We start from the raw sequence: 22,933 nt of genomic DNA on the forward strand, positions 1-22,933 counted from the left end.
ATTATGAGCTATTTTTGTGGATACCCGAACCGTCATTGCGAGCAGCCGTAGGCTGCACGGCAATCTCATGAAATAATAACAAACTCCTGAGATTGCTTCGTCAATTACTTCGTAATTTCCTCGCAATGACGATTAAGCTTCATATCAATTAAAATACTTACGTTCTGTAATTACTTCAGCAGTTTCAGCATTATTATCTTCATTCCAAGCTCGTTTTTTACTAGAATCACGTCGCTGCTCAGGTTCTGAATTGTCCTTAGTATTATTAACATTAGTTTTTGGCTTTGTATTATTTGAAGATTTATCTTTATCGGCATTTTTAATAGTTAATTTTGCTTTGCCTTTATTATCAAAGCCTATTAGCTTAACTTTTACTATATCGCCTTGTTTTAAAACACTGCTAACCGTTTCTATTCTTTCTCCTGATACTTCACTAATATGAACAAAGCCGTCTTTATTACCTACATAATTAATAAAAGCACCGGAATCTAAGACTTTCACTACCGTACCGTTAAATATTTCACCGATTTCAGGTTCAACGACAATAGCTTTAATTTTATCTAAGGCAACTTTTAGCTTATCTCTATCTGAAGCATAAACAGACACCGTACCGTCATCGCTTATATCTATTTTAGCACCACTAGTTTCACAAATTTCCTTTATTACTTTACCGCCCGGTCCTATAATATCTCTAATTTTATCCTTATCTATTTTTATAGTAGTAGTAGAAGGAGCATTTTTACTTAGTTCGTTATTTGGTTTACTGATAACTTTATTCATTTGCTCCAGTATATGCAAACGACCGAGTCGTGCTTGCTCTAAAGCTACTTTCATTATTTTAAAATCTACTCCGGATATTTTGATATCCATTTGTAATGCAGTAATCCCTTCGCTAGTTCCTGCAACCTTAAAGTCCATATCACCGAAATAATCTTCATCGCCGAGAATATCCGATAATACGGCAAAATTTTTACCTTCCTTAACAAGTCCCATAGCAATACCCGCAACCGGTGCTTTTATCGGTACGCCGGCATACATTAAAGCAAGAGAACTACCACAAACAGTTGCCATTGAAGAAGAACCGTTAGATTCCGTAGTTTCGGCAACTACTCTAATAGAATAAGGAAATTGTACTTTATTAGGTAATATTGGATTAATAGCACGCCATGCGAGTTTACCGTGTCCGACTTCACGACGACTAGGTGCTTTCATTGGCATTGCTTCATTTACAGAGTAGGGCGGAAAGATATAATTGAGCATAAAACGCTCTTTATACTCACCCTCTAAACTGTCAACTATCTGCTCATCTACACTAGTACCGAATGTAGTACTAACTAAGCTTTGCGTTTCACCTCTAGTAAATAAAGCTGAACCATGTGCGGAAGGTAGTAAACCTATTTCACAAGCAATTTGTCTTATATCCGTGGTACTTCTTCCATCGATACGTCTATTTTTTTCTAAAATCTCGTTACGCAATATATCTGATTCAATAGCTTTTAAAGCTGATTCGATTTGATAATTACTATATTTTTTATTTTCTATGTCGCTTACAAAATGTGTAAGAACTTTTTCAGGTATTAAATCTAAATTAGTGCTACGTTCTTGTTTAGATTTAATTGCAAAAGCTTGTTCAATTTCTTTTACAAATAACTTCTCAATTTCTTTCTTTAATGAAGCAGGATATAAAGCTTGCATTTCAAGTTTTGGTTTTTTAGCTTCTTCTGCTAGTTCTTTAATTATCTTTATTACCGGCTGAAAGCTTTCAAATCCAAATTTTACGGCTTCTAACATTTGTTCTTCAGAAAGTAAATGAGCTTCCGATTCAACCATCATTACTGAATCTGATGTTCCTGCAACTACTAAATCAAGCTGACTTGTTTTTAATAATGCAAGTGTCGGATTTAAAACAAATTCACCATTGATTAAACCTACTTTACTTGCCGCAACTATTTCTAGATAAGGAGCAGGGGATAGGCTAAGTGCAGCCGATGCACCGATAATTGCAAGTATATCTACTGGAGTTTCAGGATCATATGAAAGAACACTGCAAGTTACATGCGTTTCATTCACAAAAGCCGGATGAAATAATGGTCTAATCGGTCTATCTATTAAACGAGATACTAAAACTTCTCTATCTGATGCTTTTCCTTCATGTTTAAAAAATCCCCCTGGTATCTTACCGGCAGCATATGCCATTTCTCTATAATTAATTGTTAAAGGAAGAAAACCTATGCCCTCTTTTGCTTTGTTAGCTACTACTGCCGTACATAATAAAACGGAATTACCCATTTTTACCGTAACTGCCCCGTCAGCTTGCCTTGCTATTTTACCTGTACTAAGCTCAAGAACTTGCCCGTTCCATGTAACACTCTTAGTTATTTCGTTAAACATCTATTTATCTCATTTCATAATTTATATTTTATTGTATTCTACCACGTCATTGCGAGGAAAATTACGAAGTAATTGACGAAGCAATCTCAGGATATTTGACGAGATTGCCACGCATCCTACGGCTGCTCGCAATGACGATTATCCAACTACTTAATCTTTCTAATTCCTAGCTTACTTATTAAATCTAAATATTTGCTAACATTATTCTTTTTTATATAGTTAAGTAATCTGCGGCGGCGCCCAACTAAAATTAATAATCCGCGTCTTGAAGTATGATCTTTATGGTTAGATTTAAAATGCTCGGTTAAATTATTGATTCTTTCAGTTAAGATAGCACATTGCACTGCACTTGAACCGGTATCATTTTCCGTTATAGCATATTCTTTAATTAATTGTTGTTTACGTTCTGTAGTAATCGACATCGATAATTTCTCCTTAAATATATAGACTTCCAGTTTTAAAAGAAGTCTTGTGTTAAATTAAATACTCGTAAAGAATTAAAGCAACTCTTGTTTAAGCTACCTATTGCAAGCAAAGTGCCTTTATAGCGAACCCACAAAAGATCAACAGACATCTTGCCAAACTCTACTTCTAGAGGTAATTTGTACGTCAATCCGGTACTCGCATCCTCACGTACTAAAGTGTACGCTGTGGTGCTGAGTTCCGTGTTTCCTTTAAATTCCTCTCTATAAGCAAATTTGGCAAGATGTCTAAAGTCTTTTTCATAATTAAATAAACATTTCTGTCCATATTTAATTTGCTGTGCTTGGCTGTCAGTTGCATCAAGAACCAGGATGTCGTCCAGTATTGCTTCTATCTTTATACTTTTTTCCTCTAGGGCATTTTTGGTAATTTCGTCAGGCGATTTAATTCGGATAGCATTTTCTTCTTTAAATATTCCAACCTGAGTACGGCGTAATTCTATCACAAATCCTAAACTTTGCAAGGACAATGCCAAATCTTCTGCTAAAGTCCTTATATAAGTACCTTTTGAGCATTCCGTATAGTATGTAGCGGTAGCATTTTTCTCATCAAAATTTAAACATTTTAGATCATAAATAGTTATATTTCGTGGCTTTAATTCTACTTTTTTTCCCTCTCTAGCCAATTTATAAGCTCTTACACCGTTAACTTTAAGAGCTGAAAAAGCCGGCGGTATTTGTGTTACGTTACCGATAAATTTAGAACATACGGCATAAGCTTCTTCTTGAGAAGGGACACAATCTTTCGTTGCTATTACTTTACCGGCACAATCGCCGCTATTGGTTTGCATTCCGAATTTTACGGTAAAAATATAGGTTTTTCTAGCATCAATTAGCAGATGTATCAGTTTTGTAGCTTCACCTACGGCAAACGGTAATATTCCTTCCGCTTCTACGTCTAAAGTACCGGCATGTCCTATCTTGGTTTTACCGAGTATTTTTTTTACTATGCTAACAAGTTGAGCAGAACTTATACCTCTTGGTTTATAAATATTTAACCAATAATTACTCATTTTAATGTGATTTTAACTTGACTTAAATTTAGACAATCTTTAATATATAATTCTAGCCAATAGCAAGATAGGTTAGACCAAATAATGACGATTAACCCCAGTAATATAGAAAATTCTTCCTCTAAAATCAATAGCTATTTTTCTAAACTTACCGATTATATCTGGCCTATAAAACGCCATGAAGTTTCTAAATTTTTATTCATCACTTTATTAATGTTCTGTATTTTATTTATCCAAAATCTAATCAGAGCTTTAAAAGATAGTATTGTTACTACTATGATCGGTGCCGAGATTATCTCGTTTTTGAAGTTTTGGGGAGTGATGCCGTCAGCTTTTTTAATGACTGCTATATATGTAAAGCTTGTTAATAAGATGAAAGCAGAAAATATATTTTATCTTATTATATCAATATTTTTAACATTCTTTGCTCTTTTTGCTTACGTTATTTTTCCAAATCATGAAATGCTGCATTTCAGTCCTGTAACCGTTCAAAATTTAACGGCAAGTTTACCTAATTTGAAATGGTTTATATTGCTTTTATCAAAATGGAGTTTTTCGTTATTTTATATAATAGCCGAATTATGGCCAAACGTAGTTTTCGCATTACTTTTTTGGCAGTTTGTTAATAATATTACTACAGTAGAAGAATCTAAAAGATTTTATCCGTTATTCGGTTTACTTAGTCAAACAGGTATTTATTTAGCAGGGCAGTTTTTAGAAAATCTAAGTAATATTAATGATTACGTAACTAATAAATTTGCATTGCAATCGTCTTTTCATACACTTTCTATACAAATTATACTAACTATAGTATTAATTTTAGGAATAATAGCTATTAAAACTTTTTGGTTGCTTAATCATAAAGTACTAGACAAAGAGCATATGGCGTTACTCAGGTTTAAAGCAAAGAAAAAATCTATGACTATTGCCGAAAGTTTTCAGATGCTTCTATCGTCAAGACATATTAGATTAATTGCAACTTTGCTTATCTGCTATGGCATTGCCATTAATTTAATAGAAGGTCCTTGGAAAGCAGCAGCTACTAAAATTTATAAAACTCCAACCGAATATGCAGCTTTTATAGGAAGTTATTTGAGCTATACCGGAGTATTTACTATTTTATTTGTCGTACTTGGTTCAAATATAGTTAGAAGACTTGGCTGGTTTACGGCGGCTGTTATCACCCCTTTAATAGTTTTTATTACCGGTATATTATTTTTTGCCGTTAATAATTTTGAAAGATTTGCCGGCTTAATAATAGCAAATTTTATTCTAACCGACCCTGCTTTAATTGCTATAACAATAGGTGCTATTCAAAATGTGCTTAGTAAATCAAGCAAATATACCTTATTTGATTCAACAAAAGAAATGGCCTATGTTCCTTTAGATCCGGAAATAAAAATAAAAGGCAAAGCTGCTGCCGACGTGATAGGTACAAAACTCGGTAAATCTGGTAGTGCATTTTTACAATCATTGGTATTTATAATATTACCTTCCGCTAGTTATCAATCTATTTCCATCTGTTTAATGATTATATTTATAATTACTTGCTTAACCTGGCTTTGGGCAACTAAAGCACTCAATAAAGAATATAAAAATTCTATTAAATTTTCTCAATAATATTAGTTTTTTCTTGATATTACTAAAATCTCTATATACTATCTTTGACAGTATAACTCAAACTGTGAAAAAAGGATATGTTATGTCATTCCCGCGTAGGCGGGAATCCAGAAAAAAGCGAAATAAATCGAGCTTTTAATTTAAAAATCTAGTGTGCTTAGACTTTTTAGTGACTGGATACCCGCCTACGCGGGAATGACATAAGAGGGTAAAGATCAATGTAACAACATCGGCTTGACTACGCATCACTTACAGTTTATGCTAATTAATTTTGAGAGGTTTTATGAGTAAAGACGGTAACCTAGATACAAGTGAATTTGATCCTTTAGCAAATAAGGAATATACAGAAGAACAAAAGCAAACATTAGAACAAGAGCAAAAAGAATTTTTATCTCAAACTACAACCCCAGCACTAGAAGCTGACGATGGTTTTATCGTTACTTCTGCATCTTCTGCTCAATCTACCCCTTCAATGAGTGCTTTATCGGGCAATATCTCTCCTGACAGTCAGACATCAGACCCAATAACCAAGGCTGTAAGAGAAACAATTATACAACCGCAAAAAGATAATTTAATAGAACAAATATTAAAAGACCTGGCAGCCCTTACAGACCGTGATTTAGCTGAACAAAAAAGAAAAGAAATAGAAGAAGAAAAAGAAAAAGATAAAACATTAAGTACTTTTTTCGGTAATCCGGCTAATAGAGAATTTATTGATAAGGCTTTAGAAAATCCTGAGCTTAAAAAGAAATTAGAATCAATAGAAATAGCCGGCTATAAAAATGTGCATAATACATTTAGCGCCGCTAGTGGATACCCTGGTGGATTTAAACCGGTACAGTGGGAAAATCACGTAAGTGCAAGCGATCTTAGAGCAACAGTAGTTAAAAATGATGCAGGTGATGAACTCTGTACCTTAAATGAAACAACTGTTAAAACTAAGCCTTTTACTTTAGCTAAACAAGACGGTACTCAGGTTCAGATCAGCTCATATAGGGAAATAGATTTTCCTATAAAACTTGATAAAGCCGATGGGTCAATGCATTTATCGATGGTAGCATTAAAAGCTGATGGCACAAAGCCCTCCAAAGATAAAGCCGTATATTTCACTGCCCACTACGAAGAAGGACCAAACGGTAAACCTCAACTTAAAGAAATAAGCTCACCAAAACCTTTAAAATTTGCCGGAACCGGAGATGACGCAATAGCTTATATAGAGCATGGTGGAGAAATTTATACACTTGCGGTAACACGCGGTAAATATAAAGAAATGATGAAGGAGGTAGAACTAAACCAAGGGCAGAGCGTTGATTTATCGCAAGCTGAAGATATTATAATAGGACAAGGACAAAGTAAGGAACAACCGCTAATAACTCCACAGCAAACAACAAGTTCATCGGTTGAACCACCTCAGTATAAACAACAAGTACCGCCAATTACTCCTACTAACCAACCACTGCAAGCTGAGACTTCACAAATGCCACAGTCGCAACAAGTGAATCCAAATCTTCTTAATGCAGCTACGGCCTTATCAGGCAGCATGCAAGATTTATTAAATTATGTAAATGCAGGTTTAACAAAAGAAATTGATAGCAATAAACAAATTGATTTAATTAAAGAAGCAGCCAAGGCAATTCTTAATAATGAGAAAAGTGATATTGCTGAAAAGCAGGCTAATATCATTGCTTTAGCTGAAAATACGGTCAATAATAAAAACCTCAAACCGGATGCAAAAGTAGCTGGAGTCAATGCAGTATTAGAAACCATAAAAAATGATCAGAATACCCCAGACCTAGAAAAATCAAAAATGCTTGAAGCTACAGTAGCTATCGTTTTAAATTCAGAGAATCTTGAGCCGAAGCAAAAACAGCAGATGTTAGAAAAGGCAGTAGATGTCGGTTTAAGTCTTAAAGATGATGCAAGTAGAGCTGCAGCAATTGACGGTATTAAGGATGTTGTAATAAAAAGTAACCTTTCTACTGAAGATAAAGGGACAATGCTTATAGCAGTAGGTGATAAGGTTAATGTCTCTGAATTAAGCAATGCGGAAAAACAAAAATTATTAGGTTCTGTATTAAAGAAAAAAGGTGTAGAAGCCCAAGTTCTCAGTCCGGCACAACAACAATTGATGCAGCAGCATTTAGATAAGATTACGGCAGAACAAACTAAAAAAGATACAATAAAAAAAGTAAATGATATTTTGTTTGATCCTCTAAGTAATACTGAATTAAAAACAACAAACATACAAGCCATTACGTCTAATGTTTTAGATGGTCCGGCTACAGCAGAAGTCAAAGGCGAAATAATTCAAGAAATTACTAACACAGTTGCAGGAAGCTCGCTTGAAGCTCAAGACAAAGCAGCGATTATTAAAGGGGTAGGCGAGACTATAGCTACTCATAGTGATACCTCTTTATCCTTACCTAATAAAGCACTTATTATGGCATCAGCGGAAAAAGGTATTGCAGAAAGTCAGACCAATTTACCTGATAGAGAGCTAATGACTAAAGGGTTAGTAGACGGTATTTATGAAGGCAAAGGAGGTCCTGAAATAACTAAGGCAGTTTCTAGCGGGATCGATAATAGTAATATTAATGACTCTGAGAAAGAGGCACTTAAAAAAGCTAAAGATGCAGCGAGTGAGGCAGCTTTAGATAGAGACACTCAAAATTTAACTGAAGGGTTAAAAGGACAGAATATAGAAGAACACAAGCCTCACGATGATATATATAACAAAGCTCGAGAAGTAATTAACGCTGTTAATCCTGTTATAGAAGCATTAGAAAAATTTAAAGAACCGGTAGTGTCGGCAGAAGAAAGAATTGTACAAGAAACTTCTAGTATATTAAATAATATCTCTAAGCTTGCAGTTGAGAAAGTCAATAATTTTCGTGCTATGCTTTCTCCAACTGGTAACCTTAAAACTCTTGAAGAAAAAAAAGAGGAATCAATAAAAAAAGTAGATGAGCTGGTAAAGGCATTTGGTACTAAATCTTCTACTGAAGAACAGCAAAGTTTCATTAAAACTAATTTAATTGATGATAAAACTTTATCTAAAGAGGTACGTTTACAAACTATAGATAAGTTATTACAAGAACAAAAACGAGCAGAAGCAATTGAAAACCCTAGTGTTAAAACGGAAGATGTAAGGGTAGTATCAGGAAAGTCTAAATTAAAACCTATAAGTAAAGATAATCCAGATATTGAAAAAGCTAAAATGGTAGTAGGAAGAGATAGAGTTAATATCAAAGGGAATATAAAAATTATGGGAGCATTAATGAATGCAAGAGATATCATTCAGTCGGAAAATTTAAATAAATCAACACCTATTAAAAGAGAGTCTTCCCCTCCACAACGCTGATCAAGATTTGTATTCTGTATATTATCAAGGCAAGCAATAGTTATTCCCGCTTCTGCGGGGATGACATAAATTATATCACAACGTAATCAGGATGGCAGCTTGCCGTTATGTATTAGTTTTTAGTTTTTCTTTCCAGCTAAACATTTTACTAAATTATTAACGGCTTGTTGTTCTTCCGTGCTATTAATTTTCATAAAATTTCTTGAAACTTCAATGCACATACGTTGATGTTGAGTATGTACGGGCTGCGGTTTATTAGCTTCTTCTAAACCTTCAAAGAAATAATCAATATTCCTATCTAAAGCTTCTGCGATTAGTACTAGCCTTCCTACAGAAATTCTATTAATTGCTTTTTCGTATTTTTGTAATTGTTGATGCGTAACATCAATTACTTCAGCCAGTTGTTGACGAGACAACCCCTTAGCGAGTCTTAAAGAATAAATTTTCTTGCCGATAAAACTATCGATTTTTTGTATAATATCGTTTTTTCTACCCATTATCCTCTCCTTGGTTACTAATTACATCTTACTAATTACATCTTACTAATTACATCTTACTAATTACATCTATATTTAAAAATTTTCTTTGAACAAAAATGATATTATCCTATATTATTATAAAACATGTGGTTATTAATAATTTAATACCGTTAAACTTATCCAAGTGTAAGTAGAAATAATACCATAAATTAATATTATAAGCAACTATAAAATAACATTTTTTAAGTTTTCATTTGGTAAATAATTATTAAAGAATAAAATTATTTCTTATCAAATAAAAATATCATAAGAACTTTAAAATTATTTGTAAAATATGAATACCTTATGTTTTAAAAACTTATTTACTGAAGCATAAATTAACAATTTATAAAAAATAAAATTTTGGTGCATTATAGAAAAATATAAAATTAATGCAAGGAAAAAATTTCATTTCTATATTAATATTTCAAATCAAGGATAAAGTATAGTTTCATTTTAATTATAAATTAATTATTTACAGCGAACTTATTTAAGATTAAATATAAAATTAATAATAACAACTTAGCTTTTATAATGAGAAAAATTTTTAATTGTCTTTACGTAGCCTTATTTAGAACAATAGAAGATGATGGCGTTGAACATTCGGGATATATGTCATTCATGATACTTTTATCTATTTTCCCTTTCCTAGTATTCTTATTAGCTTTAACAAGCTTTTTAGGAGCTTCAGAACTTGGTCAAAATTTTATACAAATTTTTCTAGAGAGTCTTCCGGAACAAGCAACAGAATCAATAGAAAAAAGAATACGCGAATTACTAAGTGCTCCTCCTCAAAGTTTAATGAATCTTGCCATAGTAGGCAGTATTTGGACTGCTTCTTCTTTTGTAGAATGTTTAAGGACTATTTTAAATCGTGTATATCAAATAAAATCTCCACCCACTTATATAAGAAGAAGATTACTTAGTATTATACAGTTTCTTATAATTAGTGCCTTGATTACCTTTACTATGTTTCTTTTATTGGTGATTCCAATATTATTTACAAAAATTCCGATAATATTAGAGACCATTGAAAAATATAAGATCATTTTAAATTTTATAAGATATTTTTTAATTTTAATTTTATTATTTTTAGGTGCCTCATCTTTGTATTATATATTACCTAATGTAAAACTAAATTTTATTGATGTATTTCCAGGGGCTTTATTAACTGTGATATTATGGATAATAAGCGGCTATTTGCTTTCAACTTATATAGTCTACTATAATCAATTAAATCTAATGTATGGTTCACTTGGTAGTATAATAGTTACATTAATATTCTTCTATATTATAAATATGATATTTATCTATGGTGCGGAATTTAATTATCTAATGAAAAATTATGAAAATATAGAGTGAAGTGCAGCTTAAAGCACTTCATCAGAAAAATAAAATACTTAATTGAAACAATTTCGGCAGTTTTATATTTAATATTTTATATCAATCTTTATTTTAGTTGTAAAAAACAATTATTGTTTAGTTTTTAGGTTTTGTGAACAAAATACAAATTATTTAAAAAAATCCGGTTTAAATAACATAAAGCTCGCCTGAGATGATGTCGGTAATGGAGTTAAATTATATTGTGGATCGAAAGCATTCCCGTAAATTTTTTCTATTGTTTGGAGCGAACTTGGAGATTTTAAAGCCAACAATATTGACTTTAAAATAGTAAAAATTGCTATATATGGATCGGTTTCGGGGGAAGATAAGCGATGTTCTAAACGTTTGGGAAAAGCATTTGGAGTTCGTACGGCTACGCTTCTATTATTTCCACCGTACGATATATGCGTAGGAGCCATAAATTTTTTATTTATCCGTGAATAATCTAGAGTAGTAGGCATAAAAGCGAGTAGGGTGTCTAACATATAGTGACATAGCCCTTGTGCTGCTAAAATTATATAATAATCATTGAACTCGGAATTAAAATTAATATGAAAATGCATACTATTACCATAATCATCCAAAAACGGCTTAGGCGAAAAATCTATATAACCGTTTAACTGCTGTGCCATTTTTTTTAAAATAGTTTTAACCTCTAATATATTTTTTATATATTGTATTAAGTTTACAGAAGGGGGAAGATCTATTTCAAATTGGTTATTGCCTTTTTCTTTTTTTATTTTAGCAATTTTAAATCTAGCTAAGTATTTTCTTGAAAGTATTTCAAATTTAGCTATATCAATATTGTGACTTAAATAAAACTCTATTTCTACGCCAATAATAGGGATTAGGTTATAGTCTTGATGAAATTGTGCTATTATTTTTTCTAGCTGTTTATTTTTTTGTAAACGACCGGATAAAGTATTAATAAAACTATTATAATTAATATGGGATATTTGCATGGAAGGATTAATAAACGGATCAGTTTATTATAAAATTTTTGATAAAACATTCAATAATTCTAGTCATAGATATATAAAAAAAAATAACTCTATAAATGAAACAGAAATAGTTGAAAACAAAAAATCTATTACTACTTATTTTAAAGCACAAGATATTTTAATTTTAAACCAAGTACATGGCAATCAAATTGTTAATGCTGATGAGTCCATAATTGCCGTACCTGAAGCAGATGGCAGCATTACAACTAAGAAAAATTTAGTATTAGCGATACAATCAGCAGATTGTGTACCGGTATTACTTGCAAGCGGCAACGGTAAAATAATCGGAGCGGCACATGCAGGTTGGAAAGGAAGTATAAATAATATTATTAGTAATATAGTTACTAAAATAACAGAAAAAGGAGCAAAGAATTTAATAGCAGTGATAGGTCCTGCTATAGCTCAAAGTTCATATGAAGTTGATGATGAATATTATAAAGCTTTCTTAAGTAAGGATATTAACAATAAACAGTTTTTTATAAACTCTATAAAAGAAAATCATTATATGTTTGATTTACCGGCTTTTGTAGAGTTAAAACTTAAAGAAGCAGGCGTCAAAGATATAAAAAATATTGCTGAAGATACTTACACAAATCCGTTAAAATATCCAAGTAAAAGACGCTCATATCATTTGCAAGAACCTTATAATCAGAATATATTATCAGCTATCGTAATGAAATAATGGCATTGCTAAATAAATATTGATGGTTTGAAAAAGCTACACCATTGCAAGGAGGCGTTGTTGCATGGACACTGAGTCATCATTGTGAGCAGCCGTAGGCTGCGTGGCAATCTAGAAAATAATTAAAAAATTCTGTAAATTAGAATTTTTTACTGGATTGCTTCGTCAATTACTTTGTAATTTCCTTGTAATGACGGGAAAACCGGTCTACGCAACAATGCTCGCTCGCAATAACGATATCTATCTTTATTTAGCAATGCAAAAATAACTCTTCATTTATCAGAGTATATTAATGAATCAAGATAAACCTTACTATCAAATAGTTTATGCACCAAACGATATTTTTAAAAAACAAGCAGAATATATAGACATTGTTGATGATAATATTCGTACTATTGTCGATAAAATGCTTCAGAATTTACATATAGAAAGGGCAGTGGGCTTGGGTGCTAATATGGTAGGAATATTAAAGCGTATAGCGGTAGTTGACCTACATGAAAATAATAAATCATCGCCTATAGTTTTTATTAATCCGGACATAACTTATTTTTCAGAAGAAAAACAAACTTTTATTGAGGGTTCTTTATCGTTTCCAGGCATTGAAGCATCTATTACACGATCAAAAGCAATCAAGGTAAAATATCTTGATTATAACGGTAATAAGCAAGAACTAGCAGCAGAAGGCTTTTTAGCAACTGTAATTCAGCATGAAATAGATTATTTAAACGGCAAAACTTTCTTAGATTATTTATCAAAACTTAAGCGTGATACACTACTTAAAAAGATGCTAAAGCATATAAAACGCCATCCTCCACATATTCACGGTAGCGGTTGTAGGCATTAGACATTTTCTCAAACTTCGCTTCTAGAGGTAATTTATACATCAAACCTAGACTCGTATCCTCACGTACTAGTTTGTACGCTGCGGTGACAAGTGCTTTCGTGTCTCCTTTAAATTCCTCTCTATAAGTGTTTGGAAAGATGTCTATTAAAGTTTTTGACATTTAAATTTAAAATATGTTATAATTGACTAGTTAATTAACTAGTTCATTATATGAAAAACACAATTACAGCCTTTGATGCTAAAACCCATTTTTCTAAATTATTAGACCGAGTTAGTAAAGGTGAAGAAATTTTAATTACTAAAAGAGGAAAAGCTGCTGCAAAAATTGTTCCTATTGATTCTCATAATAATATTGAAATAGCAAAGATTGCAGCTCTTAGACTTCGAAAACTTGCAAAAGAAATTAATTTACAACCATCGGATTTAGAAGTATGGCTAAATTACAAAAATGAGGGTAAGAAGTAAAAAATGGTCTCTTTTGTTTTAGATTCTTCAATTGCTTTATCATGGCTTATGCCTGATGAAGTAGCAAGCTTGGATATACTAGATAAAACCATAACAGAAGGAGCAATTGTCCCTGCTATTTGGGGGCTTGAGATTGGAAATGTATTATTATGTGCAGAGCGTGCAAAACGTCTTACTGCAAATCAACGTCACCAAGCAATTTATACTTTAAAGGATCTTTACATCAAAATTGATCAAATAACATTGGAACATATATGGTTTGAGACAATGGATTTAGCCGTACAATATGGATTAACACTTTATGATGCTAGCTATTTAGAGCTAGTATTACGCTGTGGGTTACCAATAGCAACACTTGATAAATCCTTAAAACAAGCAAGTAAAGCCGCTGGGGTCGTAGTATTGTGATCACATCTTCACAAGTCGTAGCCAAGCTGCCCAGTCACGTTTGCCTAAATCTTCTTCAAACGATAATAAGTCTTTTACCGTCTGCTTACATATTTCTACGGAAGGGATTATAAGCTCTTGTTCTTTTGTAGAATTTAGTAGGCATTGCGTTTTACAAGCTTGTTCTAAATGGTAAGTATAAAACATAGCTTCATGAATAGTTTTTCCGCAGGTAATAGCACCGTGATTACGAAGTAACATCACATAATTCTGTTTAAGGTCAGTAACAAGTCTACTACTCTGTTTATCGGCATCTAGTACTAGAGAATTATAATTATGATATGATATTCTGTCGTAAAAATGTAATGCCCATTGACTGATCGGTAAAAGCCCGCATTTTAAAGCAGAAACGGCAATAGCTGCAGGAGTATGATAATGAAAAATAGCAGAAATATCAGGGCGTGTTTTATAAATACTACCATGAATAAAGTAACCGGTTTTATTATATTGATATTCTTCTCCTTCTAAAATTTGTCCGTCTAAACTAACTTTTAAAAGATTCTCTGTAGTTACTTCTTCAAATCTTAGTCCAAAAGGATAAATATAGTAAAAAACGGCATTTTTAGGTCTTGCGGATAGATGCGTATAAGTATGATCATCCAGCGATAAATACGCCATTATTCGGTAAGCGGCAGCTAAATTATATTTTATATCCATAATTGTTAAAATCTATATTGGTTTTATGTTATTCTCGCGTGATGTTGTTGCGTGAATCAGCTTTCCCATCTGAGCTACGGAAATTGCATAGCAATTGATGAAGCAATCTCAGAAGTCTGTTATTATTTTATGAGATTGCCACGCAAGTACTACAACTGCTCGCAATGATGGGGTAATATCTACACAACAAGGCCACACGGGAATGACATAGGAGCTGTGCAACAAATCCTCAACGCTATTTAAAAGGAGCGTATACCGCTTCTTCCTTTGTTTCTATAATCGCTTCTTTAGAAGCTTTTATGCATTCTTGTAAGGATTTCTTACCTAAATACGGTACTAGATTATAATTTAATATATAACATTGTAAATTATCTTTCTTACCGCTAAAGTTAAATTCAATTTTATTGCCTTGCTCCAATAGCTTTTTAACTTCTGTTGTTTGCTGGATAAAATTCTTTTGTTCTAAGTTTAAGTGTTTGATTCTTAGTATATTTTTTACTACGGAAAACGTAGAAACAGCAAGAAGCAGAAGGAATATAAATAACTCTTTATTACTTTGCTTGTGTAAGAAAATACTATTTTTAACATACGAAGCTGCAATCATTCCGATAGCTATAACATAACATCCAAGATATCTAAGTAATGATGCCCCTCTAATTGCCTCTTCATAACTAAAGTTAAAGAAATATAAATATAACCGCCACAAAGCAAAAATTATAAAACACGCAAACGTACTTATCAGGAAAAATTTATATTCTTTCAGCAAATCCGGTTTATATTTACGAATTCCGTACCATGCAGCTATACAAATAGTATATACAACTAAACTTCCTTCTTTTAATAAGAATAACAAGAGAAATTTACCGTAATTTAGTAATAATGATCTATGCTGTTCATTAAAATTTTCAGCAATATATACTAAATTGCTAAAACTATGTTCGCATCTGTCAAAAAAATCATGGGTGTTTTTAAAATAACTCATCCAAATAAAATTACACAAAATAGGTAAAGTAAGTAAAATCAGATACGTAATATAATCACTTGATTTTTTAGGCTTTTTATAAAAAATTGTATAATGAGCTATAAGAATTATCGAAGCAAAACTAGCAAGCCATGTTCCAATTTCTCGGAAAGAGGCAAGTAATATCGTAATAGGTAAAATAAGCAATAATGCTTTTTTCTTGTCTTCCGCAAGGATATAAATTGCAAAAATAGCTCCGAACATTAAGCCAATAGTACTATCGTTATATATTGAACGAATTCCGGTCGTATATAATACTACGCCACAAAGTAAAAGTGAAAACAACATTCCGGTTTGCCACAATTTCTTATTTGCGGCTAAAGGAGCTAGAAATGCTAAATGTAATAAGAAATGAGCAAATAATACGTTACCGTCCGAATAACCTGAAAGTAGCAGCATAAAATAATGATAAACGGCAGCTCCCCTTGGATAATGGGCATGAGTAGTAATAATGGAAGTTAACGAAGACTGATTTTCAAAAACACCGAAATATAACAATTCTTTAGTAAATATTCCCCAATGTGAGAAATCATCATAAGAATGCAGCGATGCATCTCTGGTATAAAGAAAAAACAAAAGAATCAATAAAGTAAATACAATGATTTCAATTATATTTTTTCTAGATTCCTGCTTCCACAGAAATGACATGAAGGAGGTATTATTGCGTAGATCAAGAAATGCGTGCGGTGTCATACCGTGGCTTGACCACGGTATCCAAAAATATAACGTAAAAATACTAAACATTTTTAACTGGATCCCGCGATCAAGTCGCGGGATGACAGGAGCGGAGCCACCCCCTACAACAACGCCTATAAAATGCAGGAATGACATGAAAGCTAAAAATATACCGATGAAATAATATATATATGTTGCAGCCGGTAATAGCTTTAACATAGCAAAACAATATAAAATCGGTACTAATATGCTGATTGTTATGGGAATAGCGAAAGTCAATTTTGTTTTGAAATATTTGGCAAAAAAAGATGAAAACCCAAAAATGCTTAATATTGGTATTATGATCATATTAATTTGTAAATAATTTTTTGGTCATTGCGTGAACCGGTAAAACCCACTGTGTCACCCCGTGGCTTAACCACGGGGTCCAAAAAACAATAAAAAATACTAATAATTTTAGTATTTTTAACTGGATCCTGTGGTCAAGCCACGGGGTGACACAGTGGGTTTTACCGGTTCACGCAACAAGGCCACGCGGAAATGATATAGAACGAAAATGTCCGGTACTATAGGTATCCAATACCCGCTCGCAACAACGCCTTTATCACCCGTGTTTAATTTTAGCTTGTGCTGCGGCGATTCTTGCTATAGGGATACGGTATGGAGAACAAGAAACATAGTTTAAATTCATTCTATGAAAAAATTCTATAGAGGCAGGGTTCCCTGCATGTTCTCCGCAAGCTCCGAGTTTCAAATTAGCATTACTGCTTTTTCCGCGTTTTATAGCAATTTCAATTAATTCTCCTACTCCTTCTTCATCGAGAGTAGTAAATGGATCGGATTCAAAAATCTTTTCTTCTAAATAATATGGAAGAAAAGAGGCAATATCATCTCTAGAAATTCCATATGTAGTCTGAGTTAAATCATTAGTACCAAAACTAAAATAGTCAACTTCCTTAGCTATTTTCTTACTGCCGAGTGCTGCCCTGGGTAGTTCTATCATAGTACCGAGCGTAAAGGAAAACTTATATCTATAACGTTGCTCTAATTCCTCTATTACCGCATAAATATCCATTTTAAGCTTTTTTATTTCACCTACATTGCTAATTAAAGGGATCATTAATTCTAAGTTACATTCTATATGTTCTTTTTTATGTAGCTCAAAAATAGCTGTAAAAATTGCTTCAATTTGCATTTGGTAAATTTCCGGCGAACATATACCAAGTCTACATCCACGGTGACCGAGCATAGGATTTACTTCATGCATAGCATGAAGACGTTGATTAATCATGGATAAAGGTAGATTTAAGCTATTGGCCAAATTCTTTTTATCTTCTTCGGTGGTAGGTAAAAACTCATGTAACGGCGGATCAAGTAATCTAATATTTACCGGTTTATCTTTCATTACTCTGAATAAAGCTTTAAAATCCTCAGTTTGCAGAGGTAATAATTTCTGCACGGCAAGCTTTCTCCGTTCTATATCAGGAGCAATAATCATGTCTCTTACTAAAGGAATTTTATTTTTATCAAAAAACATATGTTCGCTACGACATAAACCTATACCTTGAGCTCCAAACTTTACAGATACTAAAGCATCGTTAACTGTTTCAGCATTTGCACGAACTTTTAAGCTACTAATCTCGTCTGCCCAATCTAAAATTAATTTTGATTCCTCACTGAAAGTAGGTTGCATTAACGGCATTTCACCTAAGAAGATTTTACCGCTACCTCCGTCAATCGTTATAATATCACCTTGTTTAATAACTATGTCGCCTGCTGTTAATATTTGCTTTTTCTCATCTATAGATAAATTACTTGTACCGCAAACACAAGGCTTCCCCATACCTCTTGCCACAACTGCAGCATGTGAAGTCATTCCCCCTCTAATAGTTAAAATACCTGAAGAAACATGCATTCCGTTAATATCCTCAGGACTAGTATCATGGCGTACTAAAATTACTTTATGATGATGAGATAATTTTTCGGCATCATAAGGTGAGAATACTGCAATACCTGTTGCAGCCCCAGGAGAAGCAGGTAGCCCCTCAGCAATAGAAGTAAGCCCCTTACTGTAATCAATTCTTGTATGTAATAATTGATTTAATGATTCCGGATCGATTCGCATTAAGGCTTGTTCTTTAGAAATAAGCTTTTCTTCTACCATTTGTACGGCAATATTAATAGCAGCGATGGCTGTTCTTTTTGCAGTACGTGTTTGCAAAATATATAGCTTATTATTTTCTATAGTGAATTCTATATCCTGCATATCTAAGTAATGTTCTTCAAGCTTTTGTGCAATTTGCGATAACTCCTTAAACACTTCCGGCATCATTGCTTGCATAGAATTTGAATCATTTGCAATAATAGGCATAGGTGTTCTAGTTCCCGATACTATGTCTTCACCTTGAGCATTTATTAAAAACTCTCCAAAGAGCTTTTTTTCTCCTGTAGAAGGTGATCTAGTAAAAGCAACTCCCGTAGCTGAAGTTTTACCTAAATTACCGAAAACCATTGCTTGGATATTAATAGCCGTACCGAAATCCTCCGAAATATTATTGATTTTTCTATATATAACCGCTCTATTACTCATCCAAGAATGTAGCACCGCTTTAATTGCCGATTCTAACTGTTCATAAGGATCATTAATTAGTTGCTTAGTATACTTAATATGCAACCGTTTGAAATCATCAATAATTTTTTCTAATAATTCTACGGTAATATCGCTATCTTTATGAATATCGGCTTGCATCTTGTACTTTTCGTAAATTTGTTCAAATAGATCACTAGGTATAGATAATACCGTTGAACCGTACATTTCTAAAAATCTTTTGTAACTATCAAGAGCAAATCGTTTATCACCGCAGGAATCCGCAAGAGCATTACACACTTCGTTATTCATTCCAAGATTAAGGATAGTATCCATCATTCCAGGCATTGAAACCGTAGAGCCCGAACGCACCGATAACAATAAAGGATTGCTTGTACTGCCGAAAATTTTACCGGTAATTATTTCAAGTTTAGTGATAGCTTTTTTTAAGTCGCTTTGAAAGTTTTTAGGAAAGTTATTATTGTGGGTATAAAAATAATTACATAGCTCTGTAGTTATTGTAAAACCATCAGGAATAGGTAGTTTGAGGTTGGACATTTCGGCAAGACCAGCACCTTTGTTACCAAGTATATTTTTCATGCTAGCGTTTCCATCACTACCATTACTGCCAAAATAATAAATTAATTTTTTCATATCATATATCAAAATTTGCTAACAATTTATGTGTTTAGGAGCATTAAATACATATTTATACAGTATGAAAAAAATAGTAGCAACGTTAAATTAAGAATATCTTTAATAAAATAGTTGAAATTTTAAATTTGTTATTATACTTTAATTAACTGTTTCATTGTACATATTAATTTAATTATATTCTGTGTACAAAAGTCAAATTTTCAAAAAAATCTTATTAATTTTCGCTAAAAAATATCTCAAAATAGCAAATCAATTAGAAACCTTCACAGAACCTAATAAGTTAATTGAACTTATTCTAAATGTTATTGACTAATTTAAGAAAATTGACCATAATTCTAAATGGTCGTGCAGTTGCGTGATAATATAGCAAAGCTATAGATCACGAGGAAAGTCCGGACTCTATAGAGGTATGGTGCCGGTTAACCTCCGGCAGAGTATTATTACTTTAGGGACAGTACCACAGAAAATACACCGCCAAGTATGAATACGAAGATCAACTTCAAAAAGAGCTAGGAGTTCACAAGACGAGGAACGGAGCGTATACTTAATACATGAATACCGTAGTACTTGTGAAATGACGCAGCCAATTTTTGCAGTTGATCGAGTATTTTTGGTAAGGGTGAAAAGGTACGGTAAGAGCGTACCGGTAAGTTGGTAACAAATTACGCATGGTAAACCCCACCAAGAGCAAGATCAAATAGGCGTTACAGAACTTATCAAGTTCCCGGGTTATCTCTAGCCGGCTTGTAATGCGGGTAGATCGCTTGAGGTAAACGGTAACGTTTATCCTAGATAAATAACTGCAATGAATTGATATTCATACAGAATCCGGCTTATAGACCTTATTGTCATCCCGCGACTTGATCACGGGAGCTTAGAAAATAGCTTAACAAATATTGATAGATCCTGCGATCAAGCCGCGGAATGACTAGGACTGTAACACAATTTAATGAAAAAGTTATATCATAATCCTATTTGTCCTCTTTCAAGACAAGCCCGTGTCTTCTTAAAAGAATTAGATATAGAATTTACTACGATTAAAGAAGATTATTGGCAATTCAATAAAGATTTCTTAAAAATAAATCCTGCCGGAACTTTACCTATTTTAGCAGAATCATACGGTTTATTTGTGGTAGGTATTTATCCTTTTGTTGAATATCTTAATAGCAAATATCCGAATTTTAATTTTTTAGATGAAGATATTGATATTTGTTGCGAAATTAGACGATTATTCTTTTGGTTTAACGATAAATTTTATCGTGAAGTTACTAAGATTATTATCGATGAAAAAGTTATAAGATCAATTGCTAAAATGAGCAGCCCACGAACCGAGTTTTTACGTGTTGCAAAAAATAATTTAAATTATCACTTAGAATATATAACTTCTTTACTAGAAAAAAGAAGTTATCTTGTATCGGAGTCACTAACTATTGCCGATATTGCCGCAAGTTGTCACTTATCGGTACTCGATTATTTCGGTGAGATTTATTGGGATAAATGGACGCTTATCAAACATTGGTATTCACTAATTAAATCAAGACCGGCTTTTAGGTTATTACTACAAGATAGAATCCCTGGCTTTACCCCTCCAAACTATTATACAGATTTAGATTTTTGAATAGACTTCTTTGGAAACTCTACTTCTAGAGGTAATTTGTGCGTCAATTCGCTGCTCGCATCCTCTCACGTACTTCTACGTACGCTGCGGTTCTGTTGTGCTGCGTGTTTCCTACAAATTCCTCTCTATAAGCGTGTTTCCGAAGAAGTCTAATATATAATTTAATAATTTGATTCTTTCCGTATCATGAGCTTTTAGTATTTTATGAATATTATTAAGAGATTGATTTTTTATGAGTGCAGGCTCATATTCAAGATGAACTCCACTTAAAATAGCTGTCCCGTCGCCGTAAGTACATTTTATTATTGCAGCCTGAGAATCCTCATAACTTGCTATTATTTCAGTATCTTTGGTATTTTCTGCATCAATAAAATATCCACCGCCATTATAAAAAGCATAACAATCCTTAATATTTAAATTGAGTGTTGGATTTATTTTTAGATAAGCGGCTCTTGCTCCTTTATGTGAGTTGTAACAATAAGGAGCAAGCAATGGTCCTCTAACCGTTCCATTGAAAATCTTTAATTCTCTTTTACTTATAACCTCTATATTTGTTCCTTTAGCGAATTCTACATAGTTACCGCTGTAGTAACTGCCTGCACATATCCCAAGAAAATTACCACCGTTTTTAATATAATTCTTTATATTAGCATTTCCTTTGCCTTGCAATTTTTGTACATAGTATAAATCTCTTCCACCGAGTAAAATAAGTAATAAGGTGTTTTGACCCCACTTTTCGTCTATAATTTCTTGTGCAGTAATATAATCTACGTTATACTTTGGAGCATAAAGTCTTAAGGTATGCACGCAATGCTTAATACTTTCTTTTGAAACTCCTAGATCATTATAAATTTTTATTTTCATTTTTATATTCTTGACAAGGACATTATATAATTCTATTTAGTGTAATTACTTAAAAATAAATCATGCGGTAATTTTATGCAACTTAATTCAATCTCACTACCGTTAACCACAAGGCAAGCAATAGAAATAGTTTTAGGAGTGGCATTACTTACTATTTGTTCACAAATAGTAATACCTATAAAGCCTATATTTATTTCATTGCAAACCGTTGCAGTGATATTCATCGGACTTACATATAATAAGACTACCGCACCTTTAACAATATTATCTTTCATAACTCTTGGAGCAATGGGAATCCCTGTGTTCGGAGAATTTTCAAGCGGTTTACGAATATTATTCGGTCCTACCGGAGGATATCTAGCAGGTTTTGTAATTGCCGTATATGTTATGGCTAGCTTAAAAGATAAAATTTTTACTTCTAATCAATGGTTAAATCAGATATCTTTATGTTTGATCGGTAATATAATTATTATGAGTTTAGGCTGGATGTGGCTCTCTACACTCTTAGGAGCAAGCGGTGCCTTTTACGGCGGCGTATTACCTTTTATAATACCGGGAATAATTAAATCAGTATTATTAATTGGACTTATCAATGCAGTAAAACCAAAAACTCGATGAACTTCAGTATTGCCTAAAAACAGTTGATC

Annotated in this window: 19 protein-coding genes, 1 other RNA gene and 2 pseudogenes; 12 read left to right on the plus strand and 10 right to left on the minus strand. The window is 32.7% G+C overall.

Features of this window, described 5'->3' with window-relative positions; genetic code table 11:
* Positions 1-144: 144 nt before the first annotated feature.
* From pnp to truB, 3 genes are all read right to left on the minus strand, one after another.
* Positions 145-2,391: a polyribonucleotide nucleotidyltransferase gene (gene pnp, locus RSL_RS03425; protein WP_014273498.1), complete on the minus strand. Its 2,247-nt coding sequence runs from the start codon at positions 2,389-2,391 to the stop codon at positions 145-147.
* Positions 2,392-2,537: 146 nt separating this feature from the next.
* Entirely contained in the window at positions 2,538-2,813 is a 276-nt protein-coding gene (gene rpsO, locus RSL_RS03430; RefSeq protein ID WP_004995678.1) for a 30S ribosomal protein S15, read from the minus strand.
* A 35-nt stretch (positions 2,814-2,848) separates the two neighbouring features.
* A complete protein-coding gene (gene truB / locus RSL_RS03435; protein WP_014273499.1) occupies positions 2,849-3,886 on the minus strand; it encodes a tRNA pseudouridine(55) synthase TruB in 1,038 nt (345 codons plus the stop codon).
* 84 nt (positions 3,887-3,970) lie between these two features.
* Between truB and tlc4 the strand changes: the two genes are divergently transcribed.
* Positions 3,971-5,506, plus strand: coding sequence for an NTP/NDP exchange transporter Tlc4 (gene tlc4 / locus RSL_RS03440; protein ID WP_014273500.1), 1,536 nt, complete (start codon positions 3,971-3,973; stop codon positions 5,504-5,506).
* A 283-nt stretch (positions 5,507-5,789) separates the two neighbouring features.
* Positions 5,790-8,867: a Sca4 family spreading effector gene (locus RSL_RS03445; RefSeq protein WP_014273501.1), complete on the plus strand. Its 3,078-nt coding sequence runs from the start codon at positions 5,790-5,792 to the stop codon at positions 8,865-8,867.
* Positions 8,868-8,986: 119 nt separating this feature from the next.
* Here the strand turns inward: RSL_RS03445 and RSL_RS03450 are convergent, their stop codons facing one another.
* Entirely contained in the window at positions 8,987-9,364 is a 378-nt protein-coding gene (locus RSL_RS03450) for a helix-turn-helix domain-containing protein (protein WP_010977292.1), read from the minus strand.
* Between the two features lie 555 nt (positions 9,365-9,919).
* Between RSL_RS03450 and RSL_RS03455 the strand changes: the two genes are divergently transcribed.
* Entirely contained in the window at positions 9,920-10,747 is an 828-nt protein-coding gene (locus RSL_RS03455; protein ID WP_014273502.1) for a YihY/virulence factor BrkB family protein, read from the plus strand.
* 149 nt (positions 10,748-10,896) lie between these two features.
* Here the strand turns inward: RSL_RS03455 and RSL_RS03460 are convergent, their stop codons facing one another.
* Positions 10,897-11,730, minus strand: coding sequence for a type I glutamate--ammonia ligase (locus tag RSL_RS03460; protein ID WP_014273503.1), 834 nt, complete (start codon positions 11,728-11,730; stop codon positions 10,897-10,899).
* On the opposite strand from RSL_RS03460, the gene pgeF reads away from it, so the two are divergent.
* The 5 genes and pseudogenes from pgeF (at position 11,729) to RSL_RS03480 (ending at position 14,168) form a co-directional block, all read left to right on the plus strand.
* Positions 11,729-12,451, plus strand: a complete 723-nt coding sequence (pgeF, locus tag RSL_RS03465; RefSeq protein ID WP_014273504.1) for a peptidoglycan editing factor PgeF — start codon at positions 11,729-11,731, stop codon at positions 12,449-12,451. The genes RSL_RS03460 and pgeF overlap by 2 nt on opposite strands.
* A 71-nt stretch (positions 12,452-12,522) precedes the next feature.
* Positions 12,523-12,635: pseudogene (locus RSL_RS09965) on the plus strand (lytic transglycosylase domain-containing protein); the annotation flags it as partial.
* 108 nt (positions 12,636-12,743) lie between these two features.
* Positions 12,744-13,295, plus strand: a complete 552-nt coding sequence (def, locus tag RSL_RS03470) for a peptide deformylase (RefSeq protein WP_014273506.1) — start codon at positions 12,744-12,746, stop codon at positions 13,293-13,295.
* 210 nt (positions 13,296-13,505) lie between these two features.
* A complete protein-coding gene (locus RSL_RS03475; RefSeq protein ID WP_004995655.1) occupies positions 13,506-13,760 on the plus strand; it encodes a type II toxin-antitoxin system Phd/YefM family antitoxin in 255 nt (84 codons plus the stop codon).
* A 3-nt stretch (positions 13,761-13,763) separates the two neighbouring features.
* Positions 13,764-14,168 carry a type II toxin-antitoxin system VapC family toxin gene (locus tag RSL_RS03480; RefSeq protein WP_004995653.1) on the plus strand — a complete coding sequence of 135 codons (405 nt, stop codon included), beginning with the start codon at positions 13,764-13,766 and terminating at the stop codon, positions 14,166-14,168.
* On the opposite strand, the gene RSL_RS03485 is transcribed toward RSL_RS03480, so the two are convergent.
* Both RSL_RS03485 and RSL_RS03490 read right to left on the minus strand, forming a co-directional pair.
* Entirely contained in the window at positions 14,169-14,864 is a 696-nt protein-coding gene (locus RSL_RS03485) for a class II aldolase/adducin family protein (protein ID WP_010977301.1), read from the minus strand. It abuts the gene before it with no gap.
* 235 nt (positions 14,865-15,099) lie between these two features.
* Entirely contained in the window at positions 15,100-16,779 is a 1,680-nt protein-coding gene (locus RSL_RS03490) for a hypothetical protein (RefSeq protein ID WP_014273507.1), read from the minus strand.
* Positions 16,780-16,807: 28 nt separating this feature from the next.
* On the opposite strand from RSL_RS03490, the gene RSL_RS10665 reads away from it, so the two are divergent.
* On the plus strand, positions 16,808-16,924 hold the full coding sequence (locus RSL_RS10665; RefSeq protein ID WP_014273508.1) for a hypothetical protein: 117 nt from the start codon (positions 16,808-16,810) through the stop codon (positions 16,922-16,924).
* Positions 16,925-17,164: 240 nt separating this feature from the next.
* Here the strand turns inward: RSL_RS10665 and ppdK are convergent, their stop codons facing one another.
* Positions 17,165-19,801 carry a pyruvate, phosphate dikinase gene (gene ppdK, locus RSL_RS03495; protein ID WP_014273509.1) on the minus strand — a complete coding sequence of 879 codons (2,637 nt, stop codon included), beginning with the start codon at positions 19,799-19,801 and terminating at the stop codon, positions 17,165-17,167.
* Positions 19,802-20,139: 338 nt separating this feature from the next.
* Between ppdK and rnpB the strand changes: the two genes are divergently transcribed.
* An RNA gene (gene rnpB, locus RSL_RS07130) (RNase P RNA component class A) lies at positions 20,140-20,656 on the plus strand.
* Positions 20,657-20,753: 97 nt separating this feature from the next.
* Positions 20,754-21,422 (plus strand): glutathione S-transferase family protein, encoded by a 669-nt coding sequence (locus RSL_RS03500; RefSeq protein WP_010977394.1) that lies wholly within the window; start codon positions 20,754-20,756, stop codon positions 21,420-21,422.
* Here RSL_RS03500 and RSL_RS10670 read toward each other — a convergent pair.
* Together RSL_RS10670 and RSL_RS03505 are read right to left on the minus strand one after the other, a co-directional pair.
* Positions 21,410-21,591: pseudogene (locus RSL_RS10670) on the minus strand (palindromic element RPE1 domain-containing protein); the annotation flags it as partial. The gene RSL_RS03500 and the pseudogene RSL_RS10670 overlap by 13 nt on opposite strands.
* Positions 21,534-22,286, minus strand: coding sequence for a BPL-N domain-containing protein (locus RSL_RS03505; protein ID WP_014273510.1), 753 nt, complete (start codon positions 22,284-22,286; stop codon positions 21,534-21,536). The pseudogene RSL_RS10670 and the gene RSL_RS03505, both read right to left, overlap by 58 nt.
* A 75-nt stretch (positions 22,287-22,361) precedes the next feature.
* On the opposite strand from RSL_RS03505, the gene RSL_RS03510 reads away from it, so the two are divergent.
* A complete protein-coding gene (locus RSL_RS03510; RefSeq protein WP_014120825.1) occupies positions 22,362-22,904 on the plus strand; it encodes a biotin transporter BioY in 543 nt (180 codons plus the stop codon).
* Positions 22,905-22,933: the final 29 nt, after the last annotated feature.

Source organism: Rickettsia slovaca 13-B (genome assembly GCF_000237845.1).
GTDB classification, from domain to species: domain Bacteria; phylum Pseudomonadota; class Alphaproteobacteria; order Rickettsiales; family Rickettsiaceae; genus Rickettsia; species Rickettsia rickettsii.